Origin of the sequence: Streptococcus equinus (assembly GCF_900101445.1) — a bacterium.
In the GTDB taxonomy this organism is placed as follows: domain Bacteria; phylum Bacillota; class Bacilli; order Lactobacillales; family Streptococcaceae; genus Streptococcus; species Streptococcus equinus_B.
In genome coordinates this window covers 1,474,944-1,491,339 of sequence record NZ_FNKE01000001.1, presented here as the reverse complement: position 1 = coordinate 1,491,339, position 16,396 = coordinate 1,474,944, and the positions used below count along the sequence as shown (strand labels likewise).

Annotated in this window: 17 protein-coding genes; 12 read left to right on the top strand and 5 right to left on the bottom strand. The window is 36.8% G+C overall.

The annotated features are described in order from the left end of the window. Positions 1-58: 58 nt before the first annotated feature. The 7 genes from BLR83_RS07390 (at position 59) to rpsD (ending at position 7,927) form a co-directional block, all read left to right on the top strand. Positions 59-697: an RpiB/LacA/LacB family sugar-phosphate isomerase gene (locus BLR83_RS07390; protein ID WP_074561046.1), complete on the top strand. Its 639-nt coding sequence runs from the start codon at positions 59-61 to the stop codon at positions 695-697. Positions 698-915: 218 nt separating this feature from the next. After that, a complete protein-coding gene (mnmG, locus tag BLR83_RS07385; RefSeq protein WP_074561045.1) occupies positions 916-2,820 on the top strand; it encodes a tRNA uridine-5-carboxymethylaminomethyl(34) synthesis enzyme MnmG in 1,905 nt (634 codons plus the stop codon). Between the two features lie 109 nt (positions 2,821-2,929). Continuing rightward, positions 2,930-4,909: a DHH family phosphoesterase gene (locus BLR83_RS07380; RefSeq protein WP_074561044.1), complete on the top strand. Its 1,980-nt coding sequence runs from the start codon at positions 2,930-2,932 to the stop codon at positions 4,907-4,909. After that, the gene (gene rplI, locus BLR83_RS07375) at positions 4,906-5,358 is read left to right on the top strand and encodes a 50S ribosomal protein L9 (protein ID WP_006531457.1); all 453 of its coding nucleotides are present in this window, start codon (positions 4,906-4,908) and stop codon (positions 5,356-5,358) included. The genes BLR83_RS07380 and rplI overlap by 4 nt, the downstream gene beginning before the upstream one ends. Before the next feature lie 33 nt (positions 5,359-5,391). Beyond that, complete coding sequence (dnaB, locus tag BLR83_RS07370; RefSeq protein ID WP_039696105.1) at positions 5,392-6,753, top strand: replicative DNA helicase; 1,362 nt, start codon at positions 5,392-5,394, stop codon at positions 6,751-6,753. A gap of 33 nt (positions 6,754-6,786) precedes the next feature. Then, entirely contained in the window at positions 6,787-7,059 is a 273-nt protein-coding gene (locus BLR83_RS07365; RefSeq protein WP_004233634.1) for a Veg family protein, read from the top strand. A 256-nt stretch (positions 7,060-7,315) separates the two neighbouring features. Continuing rightward, complete coding sequence (rpsD, locus tag BLR83_RS07360; RefSeq protein WP_004233633.1) at positions 7,316-7,927, top strand: 30S ribosomal protein S4; 612 nt, start codon at positions 7,316-7,318, stop codon at positions 7,925-7,927. A 94-nt stretch (positions 7,928-8,021) separates the two neighbouring features. On the opposite strand, the gene BLR83_RS07355 is transcribed toward rpsD, so the two are convergent. Further along, positions 8,022-8,558 carry a TetR/AcrR family transcriptional regulator gene (locus BLR83_RS07355; RefSeq protein WP_039696208.1) on the bottom strand — a complete coding sequence of 179 codons (537 nt, stop codon included), beginning with the start codon at positions 8,556-8,558 and terminating at the stop codon, positions 8,022-8,024. 131 nt (positions 8,559-8,689) lie between these two features. On the opposite strand from BLR83_RS07355, the gene BLR83_RS07350 reads away from it, so the two are divergent. After that, positions 8,690-11,404 carry a YhgE/Pip domain-containing protein gene (locus BLR83_RS07350; protein ID WP_074561042.1) on the top strand — a complete coding sequence of 905 codons (2,715 nt, stop codon included), beginning with the start codon at positions 8,690-8,692 and terminating at the stop codon, positions 11,402-11,404. Between the two features lie 151 nt (positions 11,405-11,555). Next, positions 11,556-11,909, top strand: coding sequence for a DUF1304 domain-containing protein (locus BLR83_RS07345; RefSeq protein WP_074561041.1), 354 nt, complete (start codon positions 11,556-11,558; stop codon positions 11,907-11,909). A gap of 37 nt (positions 11,910-11,946) precedes the next feature. Here the strand turns inward: BLR83_RS07345 and BLR83_RS07340 are convergent, their stop codons facing one another. From BLR83_RS07340 to BLR83_RS07325, 4 genes are all read right to left on the bottom strand, one after another. Then, the gene (locus BLR83_RS07340) at positions 11,947-12,855 is read right to left on the bottom strand and encodes a DUF4097 family beta strand repeat-containing protein (RefSeq protein WP_074561040.1); all 909 of its coding nucleotides are present in this window, start codon (positions 12,853-12,855) and stop codon (positions 11,947-11,949) included. Continuing rightward, positions 12,852-13,436: a DUF1700 domain-containing protein gene (locus BLR83_RS07335; protein WP_074561039.1), complete on the bottom strand. Its 585-nt coding sequence runs from the start codon at positions 13,434-13,436 to the stop codon at positions 12,852-12,854. The genes BLR83_RS07340 and BLR83_RS07335 overlap by 4 nt, the downstream gene beginning before the upstream one ends. Next, the gene (locus BLR83_RS07330) at positions 13,423-13,749 is read right to left on the bottom strand and encodes a PadR family transcriptional regulator (protein WP_074561038.1); all 327 of its coding nucleotides are present in this window, start codon (positions 13,747-13,749) and stop codon (positions 13,423-13,425) included. Before BLR83_RS07330 ends, BLR83_RS07335 begins: the two co-directional genes overlap by 14 nt. A 250-nt stretch (positions 13,750-13,999) precedes the next feature. Then, positions 14,000-14,293, bottom strand: a complete 294-nt coding sequence (locus tag BLR83_RS07325; RefSeq protein ID WP_021143347.1) for a WXG100 family type VII secretion target — start codon at positions 14,291-14,293, stop codon at positions 14,000-14,002. A 242-nt stretch (positions 14,294-14,535) separates the two neighbouring features. On the opposite strand from BLR83_RS07325, the gene essA reads away from it, so the two are divergent. From essA to essB, 3 genes are read left to right on the top strand one after another with little or no spacing between them, the layout of a single operon-like run. After that, positions 14,536-15,006 carry a type VII secretion protein EssA gene (gene essA / locus BLR83_RS07320; RefSeq protein ID WP_074561037.1) on the top strand — a complete coding sequence of 157 codons (471 nt, stop codon included), beginning with the start codon at positions 14,536-14,538 and terminating at the stop codon, positions 15,004-15,006. Further along, entirely contained in the window at positions 14,987-15,253 is a 267-nt protein-coding gene (locus BLR83_RS07315) for an EsaB/YukD family protein (RefSeq protein ID WP_074561036.1), read from the top strand. The genes essA and BLR83_RS07315 overlap by 20 nt, the downstream gene beginning before the upstream one ends. Continuing rightward, positions 15,243-16,391 (top strand): type VII secretion protein EssB, encoded by a 1,149-nt coding sequence (gene essB / locus BLR83_RS07310; protein WP_074561035.1) that lies wholly within the window; start codon positions 15,243-15,245, stop codon positions 16,389-16,391. Before BLR83_RS07315 ends, essB begins: the two co-directional genes overlap by 11 nt. Positions 16,392-16,396: the final 5 nt, after the last annotated feature.

Genomic DNA, 16,396 nt, shown 5'->3' with positions numbered 1-16,396 from the left:
AGCAAGGGTTGACAACGGCATCAACTTCTTTTGAAAGTAGGAGCTAGGAGAATATTTTATGAGAGTGGGAGTTATTCAAGCGAGTACAAGATCTGACATTAATGAACTCTTGTTTCAGTCAGTACAGAAAGCTGTAAAGGGAGCACACGAAGTTGTTAACTTTGGGATGTTTCCAGAAGAGACAGATAACTTTTCATATGTCGAAGTGGCTGTTATGATTAGTCTATTGATTGAAACGCAAACCCTTGATTTTGTTGTAACAGGTTGTTCATCAGGTCAGGGGATGATGCTTGCTTGTAATAGCTTACCTGGCTTACGTTGTGGTTTTATCCAAACACCACAAGATGCTTATCTTTTTGGCCGTATTAATAATGGCAATGTCGCTTCTTTACCTTTGGGACTAAATTTTGGCTGGTCTGGTGAACTGAATTTACAGTACACTTTAGATAAGTTATTTGAAGATGACTTTGGTTGTGGTTATCCCAAAGAAGATGCTGGACGCAAACGACAAGATACTGACAAAGTGGTTGAATTAGCAACAATCACTAAACGCTCTTTTATTGATATTCTAGATCAACTTGATCGTAATCTTCTTCGAAAAATCCTACTTCGAGAAGGTTTTTATAACGATATGATGATGAACGGAAAAAATCAATTATTGCTTGAAAAATTATCAGCAATTAAATTGACTTTTTAACTCAATTTGATACAATAATCATAACAATGACGATGATGGTCAAAGCTCATGGGAATTGTAGGCCTTTTTGGTTTACATTTTCAAAGCTTTGATCATTTTTGTGTTTTAGAAATCATTTTATATTTGGAAAGGAATGCTTTAAGTAGGTTAGCTGATTTTTTGACCATTTTGTTTGATTGAAAGTTGGCTAAGGTTTACTTGATATTGTAATTAAAATCATGATACATGAATTTGCTGAAAATTATGATGTAATTGTTGTTGGTGCAGGGCATGCTGGTGTCGAAGCTAGTTTGGCTGCAGCTCGTATGGGTTGTAAAACAATGCTCGCTACAATCAACTTGGAAATGTTATCCTTTATGCCATGTAACCCTGCAATCGGAGGTTCTGCTAAAGGGATTGTCGTTCGTGAAATCGATGCCCTTGGTGGAGAAATGGGTAAAAACATTGACAAGACTTACATCCAAATGAAAATGCTTAATACTGGTAAAGGTCCAGCGGTGCGTGCTCTTCGTGCTCAAGCTGATAAGGCCCTTTACTCACGTACAATGAAGCATACTGTTGAACAACAAGAAAACTTGACTTTGCGTCAATCAATGATTGAAGAAGTTTTAGTTGAAGATGGAAAAGTTGTTGGTGTTCGTACAGCTACTAACCAGAAATTTTCAGCCAAAGCAGTTGTTATCACTACAGGTACAGCTCTTCGTGGAGAAATCATTTTAGGAGAACTCAAATATTCATCTGGTCCTAATAACAGCTTGGCTTCTATCGGACTTGCTGATAACTTGAAAGAGCTTGGTCTTGAAATTGGTCGTTTCAAAACAGGAACACCACCACGTGTTAAAGCAAGTTCTATCAATTATGACGAAACAGAAATTCAACCAGGTGATGAAAAACCAAATCATTTCTCATTCATGTCAAATGATGAAGATTATCTCAAAGATCAAATTCCTTGCTGGTTGACATATACTAACCAAACAAGCCACGATATTATCAATAAAAACCTTTATCGTGCCCCAATGTTCTCAGGGATTGTTAAAGGGGTAGGTCCTCGTTACTGCCCATCTATCGAAGATAAAATTGTTCGATTTGCGGACAAAGAACGTCACCAACTTTTCCTAGAACCTGAAGGACGCGAAACTGAAGAAGTTTACATTCAAGGATTGTCAACAAGTCTTCCTGAGGATGTTCAAAAAGAATTGGTTCACTCAATTAAAGGGCTTGAAAATGCTGAAATGATGCGTACAGGTTATGCGATTGAGTATGATATCGTTTTGCCACACCAATTGCGTGCAACACTTGAAACTAAGAAAATTTCTGGTCTCTTTACTGCAGGTCAAACCAATGGTACATCAGGTTATGAAGAAGCTGCAGGACAAGGGATTGTTGCTGGTATCAATGCCGCACTTAAAGTTCAAGGTAAACCAGAAATGATTCTAAAACGTAGTGATGCTTACATTGGTGTTATGATTGATGACTTGGTAACAAAAGGAACTTTGGAACCTTATCGTTTGTTGACAAGTCGTGCAGAATATCGTTTGATTTTGCGTCATGATAATGCCGATATGCGTTTGACTGAAATTGGTCACCGTGTTGGTTTGGTTGATGAAGAACGCTATGAACGTTACTTGAACCGTAAACGTCAATTTGACAATGAGTTGACAAGATTGTCAAGTCTTAAAATCAAGCCAGTCAAGGAAACTAATGCACGTATTGAAGCACTTGGTTTCAAACCATTGACAGACGCCTTGACAGCAAAAGAATTCATGCGTCGTCCAGAAATCAATTATGAAATTGCAACAAGTTTTGTCGGTCCTGCTGAAGAAAAACTTGATAGTAAAGTAATTGAACTTTTGGAAACTGAAATCAAATACGAAGGTTACATCAACAAAGCGCTTGATCAAGTGGCTAAGATGAAACGCATGGAAGAAAAACGCATCCCTGCTAATATTGATTGGGATGATATCGATTCTATTGCGACAGAAGCTCGTCAAAAATTCAAGAAAATTAATCCTGAAACTATCGGACAAGCAAGCCGTATTTCAGGGGTTAACCCAGCTGATATTTCTATCTTGATGGTTTACTTGGAAGGCAAACAAAAACACCATCGTAACCAAGAAGATTAAGCAGCATTAAAACAAGAAAGCAACCCTTATTGACTGGGGTTGCTTTTCTGCTTTCCTACTATAAATTAAGGCTATTTTATGGTATAATTGTAAGCTAAGAGGTTAACCAATGAAAAGATTTCGATTTGCAACTATCCACTTAGTCATGATTGGCCTTATTTTATTTGGCATCTTGGCTATTTGTGTCAGACTTTTTCAGACGGAGTCAGCTATCTTAGCTGCAATCTTTTTGGCGCTTTCTTTACTTGTAGCTTTGCTCTACTATCAAAAAGAAAATTACGAGTTATCGGAACTTGAACAAATTGAATTATTAAATGACCAAACAGAAGTTGGCTTAAAACACCTGTTGGAACAAATGCCAGTAGGGGTAGTTCAGTTTGATCAAGAAACAAATGAGGTAGAATGGTTCAATCCATACGCAGAGCTTATTTTCACTAGTGAAGAAGGAGAGTTTGAGGATGACATCATTCGCAGAATTATTGGAAATAAGCGAGAAGGAGATGCCAGCCAAACATTTGAGTTAAATGGCAATAAATATTCATCTTACATCGATTCATCAACTGGGATTTTCTATTTCTTTGACACATCTATGGGAAATCGTCAGCTGGGAGATGCGGCCTTTTTGCGTCCAGTCATTGGGATTATTTCCATTGATAACTACGATGATGTGACAGATGATTTGTCAGATGCTGAGATTTCACAAATCAATAGCTTTATTGCCAACTTCATTTCGAATTTTACGAAGTCAAAAAATATTTTTTATCGCCGTGTTAACATGGATCGATTCTACTTTTTCACAGATTATGCTGTGTTGAGTAGTTTGATTGACGATAAATTTGATGTTTTGGAAGCTTTTCGAAAACAAGCTAAAGAAGAACATAATTTGCCATTAACTCTTAGTATGGGTGTTTCTTATGGTGATGATAATCATCAACAAATTGGACAAGTAGCTTTGCAGAATTTGAATACGGCACTTGTTCGTGGTGGTGATCAGGTTGTTATTTGTGAAAACGACGAGCATAAGAAACCATTGTATTTTGGTGGTGGTTCAGTATCTACTGTCAAGCGTACACGTACACGTACGCGTGCTATGATGACAGCTATCTCAGATCATATCAAAGGTGTTGACCGTGTCTTTGTGGTTGGTCACCGTAATATTGATATGGATGCCCTCGGTTCAGCTGTAGGGATGCAATTCTTCGCAAGTAATATCAACGAAGAATCTTATGTGGTTTACAATCCAGATGAGATGAGCCCAGATATTACGCGTGCCGTCAAAAGATTGCAAGAAGATGCTAAGACACGACTTATTACTATTAAGCAGGCGATGTCAATGATGACAGAACGCTCATTGTTAATTATGGTTGATCATTCTAAGATTGATTTGACTTTATCGCAAAAGCTTTACAATAAGTTTACAGACGTGATTGTTGTCGACCATCATCGCCGTGATGATAATTTCCCAGAAAATGCTGTTTTAACTTTCATTGAAAGTGGAGCAAGTAGTGCTAGTGAGTTAGTTACAGAGTTGATTCAATTCCAGAATGCTAAGAAGCGTTTGAGTAAAATTCAAGCGAGTGTCTTGATGGCTGGTATTATGCTTGATACGAAGAATTTCTCAGCTAGCGTTACAAGTCGAACATTTGATGTTGCAAGTTATCTTCGAGCTCACGGAAGTGATAGTATTGAAATTCAAAATATTTCTCAAACGGATTTTGAGGAATATCGATTGGTTAATGAGTTAATCCTTAGAGGCCGAAAAATTTACGATAACATTATCATCGCTAGCGGGCGTGATGGTGTCAATTATAGTAAAGTGGTTGCTAGTAAGGCGGCTGATACCATGCTATCTTTAGCTGGTATTGAGGCGACATTTGTTTTGGTGCAAGTTGCTCTAAATAAAGTTGCTATTTCAGCGCGTAGCCGTAGTAAGATTAATGTTCAGCGCATGATGGAAGAACTCGGTGGTGGCGGTCACTTTACACTAGCTGCATGTCAGTTGGAAAATATGTCAGTGAGCCAAGCAGAGAGTGCTTTACTTGATGTGATTGAAAATGATTTAAGAGAAAATATGGAGGCAGAGAGATGAAAGTAATTTTTCTAGCAGATGTTAAAGGAAAAGGTAAAAAAGGCGAAATCAAAGAAGTTCCAACAGGATATGCTCAAAACTTTTTGATTAAGAAAAATCTTGCTAAAGAAGCTACTAACCAAGCAATTGGTGAATTAAAAGGTAAACAAAAATCAGAAGAAAAAGCTCAAGCTGAAGTCTTAGCTGAAGCTAAAGCTCTTAAAGCTGAGCTTGAAAAAGAAGAAACTGTTGTTAAGTTTACTGAAAAAGTTGGACCTGATGGACGTACATTTGGTTCAATTACTGCTAAAAAAATTGTTGAAGAATTATCAAAACAATTTGGTCTAAAAATCAACAAACGTGCGATTAATTTGGACCATCCAATTCGTGCAATTGGTTCTGTTGAAGTACCTGTGAAATTACATAAAGAAGTTACTGCTGAAATCAAATTAAACATTAAAGAAGCATAATAATATTTGAGCTTACTAGGGGAGGTGAAAAGATTGGCAGAAGAGCCAGAATTGAGAGTTCAGCCACAGGATTTGTTAGCAGAGCAATCTGTCTTAGGTTCTATTTTTATCTCACCAGATAAACTCATTACTGTCCGTGAATTTGTTAGCCCAGATGACTTTTATAAATACTCGCACCGCGTTATTTTTAAAGCCATGATTACTTTGAGTGATCGTAATGAGGCTATTGATGCAACGACTGTAAGAACGATTCTTGATGATCAAGGTGATTTACAAAATATTGGTGGCTTGTCTTATATTGTTGAATTGGTCAACAGTGTACCGACAAGTGCCAATGCTGAATATTATGCTAAGATTGTTGCCGAAAAAGCAATGTTGCGTAATATTATCTCTAGGTTGACTGAGACTGTAAATCTTGCTTATGAAGGGGCAACCGATTCAGAAGATGTCATTGCGGGAGCTGAAAAAGCACTTATTGAAATTAATGAGCACAGCAATCGTAGTGGTTTCCGTAAGATTTCGGATGTCTTGAAAGTTAACTATGAGAACTTGGAAATTCGTTCGCGTCAAACGAGCGATGTTACTGGTTTACCAACAGGATTCCGTGATTTGGATAAGATTACGACAGGTTTACACCCAGATCAGTTAGTTATTCTAGCTGCCCGCCCAGCCGTCGGGAAAACAGCCTTTGCTTTGAATATTGCTCAAAATGTTGGGACTAAGCAAAATAGACCTGTAGCTATCTTCTCTCTGGAAATGGGTGCTGAAAGTTTGGTTGACCGTATGTTGGCTGCTGAGGGGATGGTTGATTCTCACAACCTTAGAACTGGTCAGCTAACCGATCAAGAATGGAATAACATTACCATTGCTCAAGGAGCTTTGGCTGATGCACCAATTTATATTGATGATACGCCTGGTATCAAGATTACTGAAATTCGTGCGCGTGCCCGCAAGTTGTCACAAGAGGTCGAAGGTGGACTTGGTTTGATTGTGATTGACTATCTTCAGTTGATTACAGGGACACGTCCGGAGAACCGTCAACAAGAGGTTTCTGATATTTCACGTCAGTTGAAGATTTTGGCTAAGGAATTGAAGGTTCCTGTTATTGCCTTGAGTCAGTTGTCTCGTGGTGTTGAACAACGTCAAGATAAACGACCAGTTTTGTCAGATATTCGTGAATCTGGATCTATCGAGCAGGATGCGGATATTGTAGCTTTCTTATACCGTGATGATTATTATCGTCGTGAAGGTGAAGAAAGCGATGATGCTGTTGAGGATAATACGATTGAAGTTATCTTGGAGAAAAACCGTTCAGGTGCGCGTGGAACGGTGAAATTAATCTTCCAAAAGGAATATAATAAATTCTCTAGTATTGCGCAATTTGAAGAGCGTTAAGCAAAAAAACTTTTATAAGGAGCAAACGATAAGATGAGTGATGCATTTGCAGATGTAGCAAAAATGAAAAAAATCAAAGAAGATATTAAAGCCCACGAAGGTCAATTGGTTGAATTGACACTCGAAAATGGTCGTAAACGTGAAAAAAATAAAATTGGTCGTTTGACTGAAGTTTACCCATCATTGTTTATCGTTGAATACAATGAAAACTCTGATGTTCCAGGTGCGATTAATAATTCATACGTTGAATCATACACTTATTCAGACATTTTAACTGAAAAAACATTGATTCGTTATTTTGATTAATTTTATCTAAGAATTAACATACAAAAGGCTTTACAGAGCCTTTTTTTTATGTTAAACTAAATTCCGTGTGAAATAATAGCGGGAGAGTATGAAGCTCGTCAACAGTTGGCTCTTCTACAGTTTTTCTTCCTATAGAAAAGCTTCTAGAAGTCGGAAAAGTAATCTTGGCTGTTTAGATGAAAGTCACCTGCACGAATCAGGATTCTCTAAATTGTTATTTCCTACAAAATTTTTATTTTATAGGAGGACATTTTAAATGTCACGTTATACAGGTCCATCATGGAAACAATCTCGTCGCCTTGGCTTGTCTCTTACAGGTACAGGTAAAGAATTAGCACGTCGTAACTACGTGCCAGGTCAACACGGCCCTAACAACCGTAGCAAACTTTCTGAATACGGTTTGCAATTGGCTGAAAAACAAAAACTTCGTTTCACTTACGGTGTAGGTGAAAAACAATTCCGTAACTTGTTCGTACAAGCTACTAAAGTTAAAGGTGGAACTCTTGGTTTCAACTTTATGGTTCTTTTGGAACGTCGTCTTGACAACGTTGTTTACCGTCTAGGTCTTGCAACTACTCGTCGTCAAGCTCGTCAATTCGTTAACCACGGTCACATCCTTGTTGACGGTAAACGTGTTGATATCCCTTCATACCGCGTAACTCCAGGTCAAGTTATCTCAGTTCGCGAAAAATCAGCTAAAGTACCTGCTATCCTTGAAGCTGTTGAAGCTACTCTTGGACGTCCAGCATTCGTATCATTCGACGCTGAAAAACTTGAAGGTTCATTGACTCGTCTTCCAGAACGCGATGAAATCAACCCAGAAATCAACGAAGCTCTTATCGTTGAATACTACAACAAAATGCTTTAATTCACTGTTTATTGAAGTGTTTAAAACCACGGTTTTTCCGTGGTTTTTTTTATTTTTTATTGAATATAAAAAGCCACCTTTATGGTGGCTTTTGTTAAAGCGGCAAAAGTTTTAGGATGAGATTAGTCATTTGGCGTGGTGATTCTTTTTTACCTTTAGCAATCCAAGATTGGCAAAGGCCGAAAAAGGCATAGGCGAAGTAAATACTGCTGTATTCTCTCTCAACAGGACTCAATTCGTCACGGCCAAAACGGTCTTGTAAATCAGTATTAATGAAAATACGTACTTTATTAATGATAAAAGCTTGGAATTCACGAGTTCCGTTAGCTGAAATCAAGGCAGATAAGAGCTGTTCACGTTTTAGAAATTCAAAAATTTCCAAAAAGGCTTGAGCTTTATTGCCTTCGTGTTTTTCAAAAATGTATTCAACCTGATTAAAGAGCGTTTGTTGGCAAGAATCAATTAACTCAAATTTATCTTTGTAATGAGTATAGAAGCTAGAGCGGCTAATACCAGCTTCTTTGGCCAACTTGATTGTTGTAATATCATCAAAACTTTCTGTTTTTAAGAGGCTAACCATAGCTTCTTGAATAGCCCTCTTAGTGTTTGCTTTGCGGTTGTCATGTGCCATAAACAATTTCTTTTGAACACTTTTAGACAGAGTGTCCAAAAACTCCTTCTTTTGTCTTGAAATTATTTCATATCTCTGTATAATATATTTTATCATAATTTTTGAACAGTGTGTCTAAATTAGGAGAAAATATGTTAGAAGAATTAAAAGCACTTATTAAAAGTCCCAAACTTTGGGTAACAATGATTGGGGTTGCGCTTGTTCCAGCTCTTTATAACTTGTCATTCTTAGGCTCTATGTGGGACCCTTATGGGAATGTAGAGAATTTACCAGTGGCAGTTGTTAACGAGGATAAGTCAGCAACGCTAAATGATAAAACATTGACAATCGGTGATGACATGGTAGACAGTATGTCTAAAAATAAAGCCCTTGATTATCACTTTGTCAGTCAGAAAAAAGCTGATAAAGGTTTAAAAGATGGCGATTACTACATGGTTATCACATTACCAGAAGATTTGTCAGAGAAAGCCTCTAGCTTATTAACGGATAATCCGAAGAAATTAAACATTAAGTATCAAACAACAGCTGGTCGTAGCGTGGTTGCCTCAAAAATGAGTGAATCAGCAATGACTAAGCTTAAAGATACTGTTTCAGAAAATATTACAAAGACTTATACAAAAGCTGTCTTCAAGAGCATGACAGACTTGCAAGATGGTTTGAAAAAGGCTAGCGATGGTGGTAATCAATTAGTTGATGGTAGTCAAAAACTTGAATCAGGTAGCCAAACTATTACAGATAACCTAAATAAAGCCGCTTCAGGAAGTCAACAGCTCGCTGATGGCTCAACAACACTTGTTAATGGTCTCGGTGAATATACAGACGGTGTTGGACAATTAGCACCTGGTCTTGATGCTTTGTATGGAGGAATTCTTCCTTATACAAATGGAGTTGGCCAATTATCAGCAAACTTGCCAAAATTGTCAACAGGTGCTGATCAAGTATCAGCAGGTGTGACAGAGTACACCACTGTTGAAGGTAAGGTTGCTAAAGTTATGCCTCAATTGACACAAGGTTTTAATACATATGCTAACGGTGTTTCAAAAATCTCAGCAGGTCAAACAGCTTTTGCAACAGCTTTAACATCGTATACTGATGGTGTAGATCAACTATCAGCAGGTTTAACTCAATTAAATGCTAAATCTAAAGAGTTAACTGATGGTATTAATCAATTACAAACAGTAAGTAGTAACAATTTAGATCAATTAATCGCAGGTGCGACAAATCTTAATAATGGTTTGCAAGCCCTTCAAACTGAACTAGATAATACAAGCTTACCAGATACATCACAATTGCAAGCCAGTCTTAATGAGCTAAATCAACTAGGGCAAAGTCTATCTGCGATGAGTTCAGCAATTTCATCTATTAATAGCTCAGATTTAGCGGCTGTTCAAGCAACTTCAGCTTACCAAGGGCTTAGCTCAGAACAACAAGCTGAAATTGATGCAGCTATTACAAATAGTACTGGTGCAGCAACTGCGAATAATTTGGTAAATCAAATTTCTGGTATTCAAACACAACTTGCTTCGCTTCAAGGTTTATCAACACAATTAACGAATTTATCAGCTCTTCTTGATAAAGTAGCTACCTTGAAAGCTAGTAGCTCTGCTGCTAGCGCAGGAAGCCAACAATTAGTAGATGGTTTGACACAGTTTAAAGCTGGTTTCTCAGACACAGCACTTTCAGCCTATGCTTCAGGTGTTTCTAATTATACAGCAGTTGTTGGCCAATTAACTACCGGCGCTAATAAAATAGCTGGTGCTAATGAGCAGCTACTAGCTGTTACCTCACAATTGAGCACAGGTAGTAACGCACTTGTTTCAAATAGTCCTCAATTAAGTAATGGTCTTGCTCAAGTTCAATTTGTAACTTCAGCTTTAGCTGCGAAAAATGATAAGTTAGCAAATGGTGCTAATGAAGTAGCAGGCGGCGTTAAACAAGCAAGAGACGGCGCTAATCAACTCGATTCTAAAAGTGATGAGTTAAGAAGCGGTACTAAGAAAGCAGCTGATGTTGCTAACAAGTTAGCTTCAAACAATGATAAACTAAATAGTGGTGCTAAGAAATTGCAATCGGGAGCACAAGAATTGGCTTCTGGTTCAAGTAAATTGGCTGATGGTAGTGGCACATTGACAAATGGCTTGACAACATTGACAGATGGCTTGACAACGTTGACAAGCTCATTATCTGATGCTAGTCATCAATTATCATTAGTTTCAGTAGATAGTAAGAATGCGAAAATGGTTTCTGCTCCTGTATCTACAGCTGCTAAAGATAAAGATAGTGTAAGAACCAATGGTATTGGTATGGCGCCTTACATGATTGCTGTATCACTTATGGTTGTTGCTCTTTCAACAAATGTTATCTTTGCTGATTCATTATCAGGACGTCCTGTTAAGAATCGCTTTGAATGGGCAAAACAAAAATTGTTCATCAATGGTTTGATTTCAACAGCAGGTTCAGTAATTCTTTACGCTGCTATTCAATTCCTTGGATTTGAAGCTAACTATGGTTGGCAAACACTACTCTTCATTATTTTGAGTGGTTGGACATTGATGGCTCTTGTAACAGCATTAGTCGGTTGGGATAATCGCTACGGTTCATTTGCTTCATTGATTATGTTGTTGTTGCAAGTGGGTTCTGCTGGTGGTTCATATCCAATTGAACTTAGTCCTAAGTTCTTCCAAGTCGTTCACCCATACATGCCAATGTCATACATTGTTACTGGATTACGTCAAACAATTTCAATGACATGCTCAAATGGTAAAGAAGTTGCTGTTCTAACTGGTTTCCTTCTTGCCTTCATGGTCTTAGGCCTTGTCATTTATAGAAAACAAGATGCAGAGTGATAGGTTTCCTATCCTCTGTTTTTTTGTAGGCAAATCATTTGAAGAATGTCTTAAGCTTTTGTATACTTAACAAAAGTCGATTAATTTAAAAACGTTTACGATGAGTTTACAGGTGTGTCAAATCTGTAGGTTATGAGAAAGAGGGGAAATAATGTCAATTATTACACTGATTTTAGCTGCTTTAGTAGCTTTGGAACATTTTTACATTATGTATTTAGAGACATTTGCGACACAGTCTAAAGCAACAGCGCGTGTCTTTAACATGTCATATGAGGAGTTGAAACGTGAGTCAGTAACTAATCTATTTAAAAACCAAGGGATTTATAATGGTTTGATTGCTGTCTTTTTGCTTTACGGTATCTTTACAGGAAATACAACTGTTGTGGTTATTTTCCTTTTGAATGTTGTTTTGGCAGCTCTTTATGGTAGTGTAACTGCTGATCGAAAAATTATTATTAAACAAGGTGGTTTAGCTATTTTGGCCTTACTGACATTTTTATTTTAAGATATAAAAAAGGTGCCCTATCGGCACCTTTTTTAGTTTAATTAATAGTAATATCACCGGTATTACCGTCAACTTTTAGGATGTTTTTGGTTGAAGGAATTAGGGAACTTGAGATATCACTGTCTCCCATGCTATGGCTTGATTGGACAGTAAGGTTTTTATTTGCCAAGGTGATGTCAATATCACCAGTGGTGTTTGACAAAGTATTGATTCCTTCGAAGGTGATAGCGTTGGCTGAAAAATCACCAATTGAAAGGTCAATATGTGAGTCGGTTAATTTACCATTTTCAATGTCAATATCACCTGTGTTGGTTGTTAGAGAGAAGTTGGTAAAATCAGAATCTTGGAAGTAAGCATCCCCAACAGAAAGGGTGCTTTTTCCTGATTTAAAGGCACAATTGGTAAAATCCAAATCTCCAGCGTTGAGTTCGATATTAGCGTAATCAGCACAGATAGCTTTCATTTTGAAGTCACCAACTTTTAGGTTAGTTTTAATTGACTGAATGTCTGTATTTTCAGGAACAGAGATGATAATGGTATGTTTATTGGTTATTGTCCCAGTTTTAGTTAGGTTAACAAGGTCAGCTAAACTGAAAAGATTAATGGAAGATCTGTGGTTACCATTCCAACTACCTGTTTGTTTAACGGCTAATGTCCCATCTTTAGTGACTTGGTAAGAAACAGGAAGTTTTTTACTGTCAGAGTAGGAAATAAAAGGCTGGTCAATGTTTTCTTTTGCGATTGTGACATCAAAAGCTGTTGCATTGATATCAATTTTATCAAATTGTTCAAGTGATGCTTTATGATGTTTGATTTTAGATTTCACTTCGTATTTTTGATTGAGTTTTGTTAAACCTCCAGTTGCTAATCCGACGCCAGATAGTCCTGCTCCTGCTAAACTAGCTCCAATCCCGATACCTAAAACGATTTTTGTCCACTTTTTCATGATTTTCTCCTTTTACTTGCCGCTTTTTGAATTAATTTGCTGATACTTTTTACTGCGAATTTCCCAACAGCACCAGCAGCTAAAAGAGCTAGTAGTGCTAATCCGAGTGATAGAAGTCCCAATCCAACTCCCAAGGCTGTCGTTGATGGGGCAATACTGAGGTAAGACCAACTGTCAACCAACATGTAAACGCCAGATGTTAAAAGAGCAACTCCTAGAGCTAGTACCATGGCTATAATGGCAATCCCAATCGCCAAAATGGTAATAATAACCATAAGTAGCGCCAAAATGAGTGGTAGGGCAACTGGGCTAGCTAGAATAGCTAAGATAGCAATCCAGATAATGACAGCTTTGTTTTTAGGGGATTTTTCATCCTCAACGATTTTTTCATCGAGTAATCGACTGATAATATCATGAGCTGCATCTTTTGGTGCTCCAAGTTCGGCAATAACTTCTTCTTCGTTTTCAGGACCAGCTTCATCGAAATATTCTCTGAAATAGTCCATTGCTTCCAAGTAGTCTTCTTTTGGCAATTTTTTGAGGTATTTATCTAGTTTTGCCAAGTACTCACTTTTCGTCATCCTCTAATCTCCCTTCGACAATGTCATCGATTTTAGTGGTGTACAATTGCCACTCACCCTTTAGAAAGGTGAGCTGTTGTTTGCCGCTTTCTGTAGTGGTATAGTATTTACGTTTGCGACCTTGGTATTCTTGTTGGTAGGTATTTAAATAACCTGCTTTTTCGAGTTTCTTTAAGATGGGATAAAGCGTTGATTCTTTGATATTAGCTACTTTTTTAATGGTGTGACTAATAGCGTAACCGTAAGAGTCTTCTTTATCGACAATCGCTAGGATAAGAAATTCAATAACCGTCGCAGAAGTTGGAAAATACATAGCAAATTCCTTTCTGACAATATATAAAATTTTTATATATAATTATTTTATATATAAACTATAAATTAGCTTAATCGAAAAGTCAAGCATAATATATAAAAATTTTATATATTATAAAAATATAGAGTGTAAAGATAAAAAAACTACTGTAAACTTAGGTTTACAGTAGCTGTTAAAATCAAATTTTGGAAAAGGTGGATTCTGTTAATGGCATTTTTAACAGTCTCCCAGTCCACCTTGCCAGAACAAATTAGTTAAGTCCGAATGAAGCAGAGTCTTGTGCATCACGTTCTGCAACAGTTTCAGCATAGTTGTTTAATTGTTGATTGATGCTTGCAAGCAACTCTTCAAATTTTTGAACTTGAGTGTAGAGTTGGTTGTATTGTTCAAGGTAAGCGTTGAAAGCTTGACCTTTCCATTCTTCAGCAATTTGGCTATTCATGCTGTTTACAGATTGGATAGCTTGCTCGATTTGTTCTTTTGAACGAGTGTAAACTTGAGCTTGCTCCTTAAGTTGTTCTGGTGTTACGCTAATAGCGGCCATAAAAATCTCCTTTAAAATTTATTTTTTTCTAAATTATACGCTTTTATTTTTTTTTGTAAAGTATAAACCGTAAAAAATCAATTTTATTTCATCGGGTGAATAAATAATTTGGACTCATGATATCGTTTTATATGGCAAAATATTTGAGTGAAAAGGCTTATTTTGCTATTGGTAGATAGCTTAAAAAGTGGTATAATTATGAGACATACATGAAAGGGAATTTAATATAGACATTTAGGAAAATGAAAAAAGGGATAATGGGGATTTATATTTTGTGTTTATTTTTAAGCACACCAGTCGTTTTGGCAGAAAACGGCAATCTAAATTTAAATACGGACTCTATTTCTAACACGAAACAGAAGTCAGCAGGTAATAGCATTGAGGAGCTTTATGCGCCGAATCTTTTTTTAAATCGCACACAAGAAGTTGTCGATAAGGAACATCAAAAAGAAAAGAAGATGCTAACAACTGCGAATCATTCTGTTTTTAAGAAGGATAATAAAAAGACAACTTATTATCGCTTAGATACTGAGAAGGTGACGTCAAAGCAATTTGTTAATTATCATGTTGATGAGAGTTACAAAGTTGCTAAAGAGAATCAATCTCAGAAGAAATCGTATTTGAATTCGATTGCTGTTTTTTGCTTTTTTATTTTGATGACAGGATTGGGAATTTATTTGGGAAGGAAACGTCATGGCATTCGACAACATTGATATTACGATTGCTTATCAAGATAAGCAAATTGATTTACGAATTTCGCGAGGTTTATCTCTTATTAGGCTAGAAGAGTTATTAAGAGAGTTACATATTTTGTCTCGGCTGGGTTTTATTGAAAAGGAAAATCAAGCTTGGGAACTTTGCTTGAAAAATAAGGCGATAACTTTAAATCGCTACGAGATGTTAGTTAATTTTCCGTTAGGAAATGGGGATATTTTGGAGATTAAAACTTATGATATTTGAGGATAACCATTTAAAACTTGTAGAAAAAGACAATCAGTTATTAGTGACTGTGCAGCCAAGTGATTATGATCGAAAGAGTCAAGAATTTATTAAAGAATACGTTAAGGCGCAAGTATCATTGACTGAAAATGGAGAGTTGGTCTTAGCATATGAGTTGCCAGCTTTTTCAGAGAGTTTAGCGACTTGCATTGCTAAGGCAACGACAGATTTGGAGCGTTATTCTTTAGCTCAAAAAGTGGCGACACTGACTGTCAAACCAAATGACTTTAATGTTGTTTACCTTCATCCGCAAAATATTTATATTTCTGGTAATGATGTTCGTTTGATTCACTATGGGGTCAGTCATATTTTAGCGCCTCAAGTGTTTAATCAAGACCGATACTTAAAGGTTTATAAAGCTTTAGTGGCTTCTATTTTACTGCCAAAGGTTGAGTTTGAATTAGCGGTTGAAGGACTTGATGCAGTTCGTGAGACAATCGCTGAAAAAATCAATGCCTTTCATTCGATTGCTGAAATTAATCAATTTATCAGTGAAGAATGTTATCGTTTAGAGCAAAAAAACAAAGAAAGCAAAGTTCAAGTTAACAAAAAACAATGGCGCGCGTTAGTTGTTGGAGCAATTTTTCTAGCAGTAGCAACATTGACTTTAGGCTTCTTTACTTATAAGTCATATTCGAGAGATTTACCGCTGAAAAGTGCTGTGATTGATTCGCAAGCTGCTTTTATGGCAACTGATTATGACAAGGCTATTGATATTTTGGAACCTTACGGTATTAATCGTCTGCCGAAATCGGCCAAGTATGTTTTAGCAACTAGTTTTGTGAAGTTGGATAATCTTAATTCTGAGCAGATGGAAGCTGTTTTAAATACGATTACTCAGTCTTCAGATGAAACCATTTTAAATTACTGGATTTATTTAGGGCGTGGTGACTTGGAAAAAGCACTTGATGTGGCTCAAAATATCGGAGACACTCAGTTGATTTTACACGCTTATACGAATTTATATGAAAAAGTGAAAGCTGATACGAAAATGAGTGGTTCTGACAAGCAAAAGAAACTCAATGAATACGAGAAAGAAATTAGTAAGCTTTCTAAAGAACTTGGAGAAACATCAGGTTCACAATCTAATGGGGATTAATGATT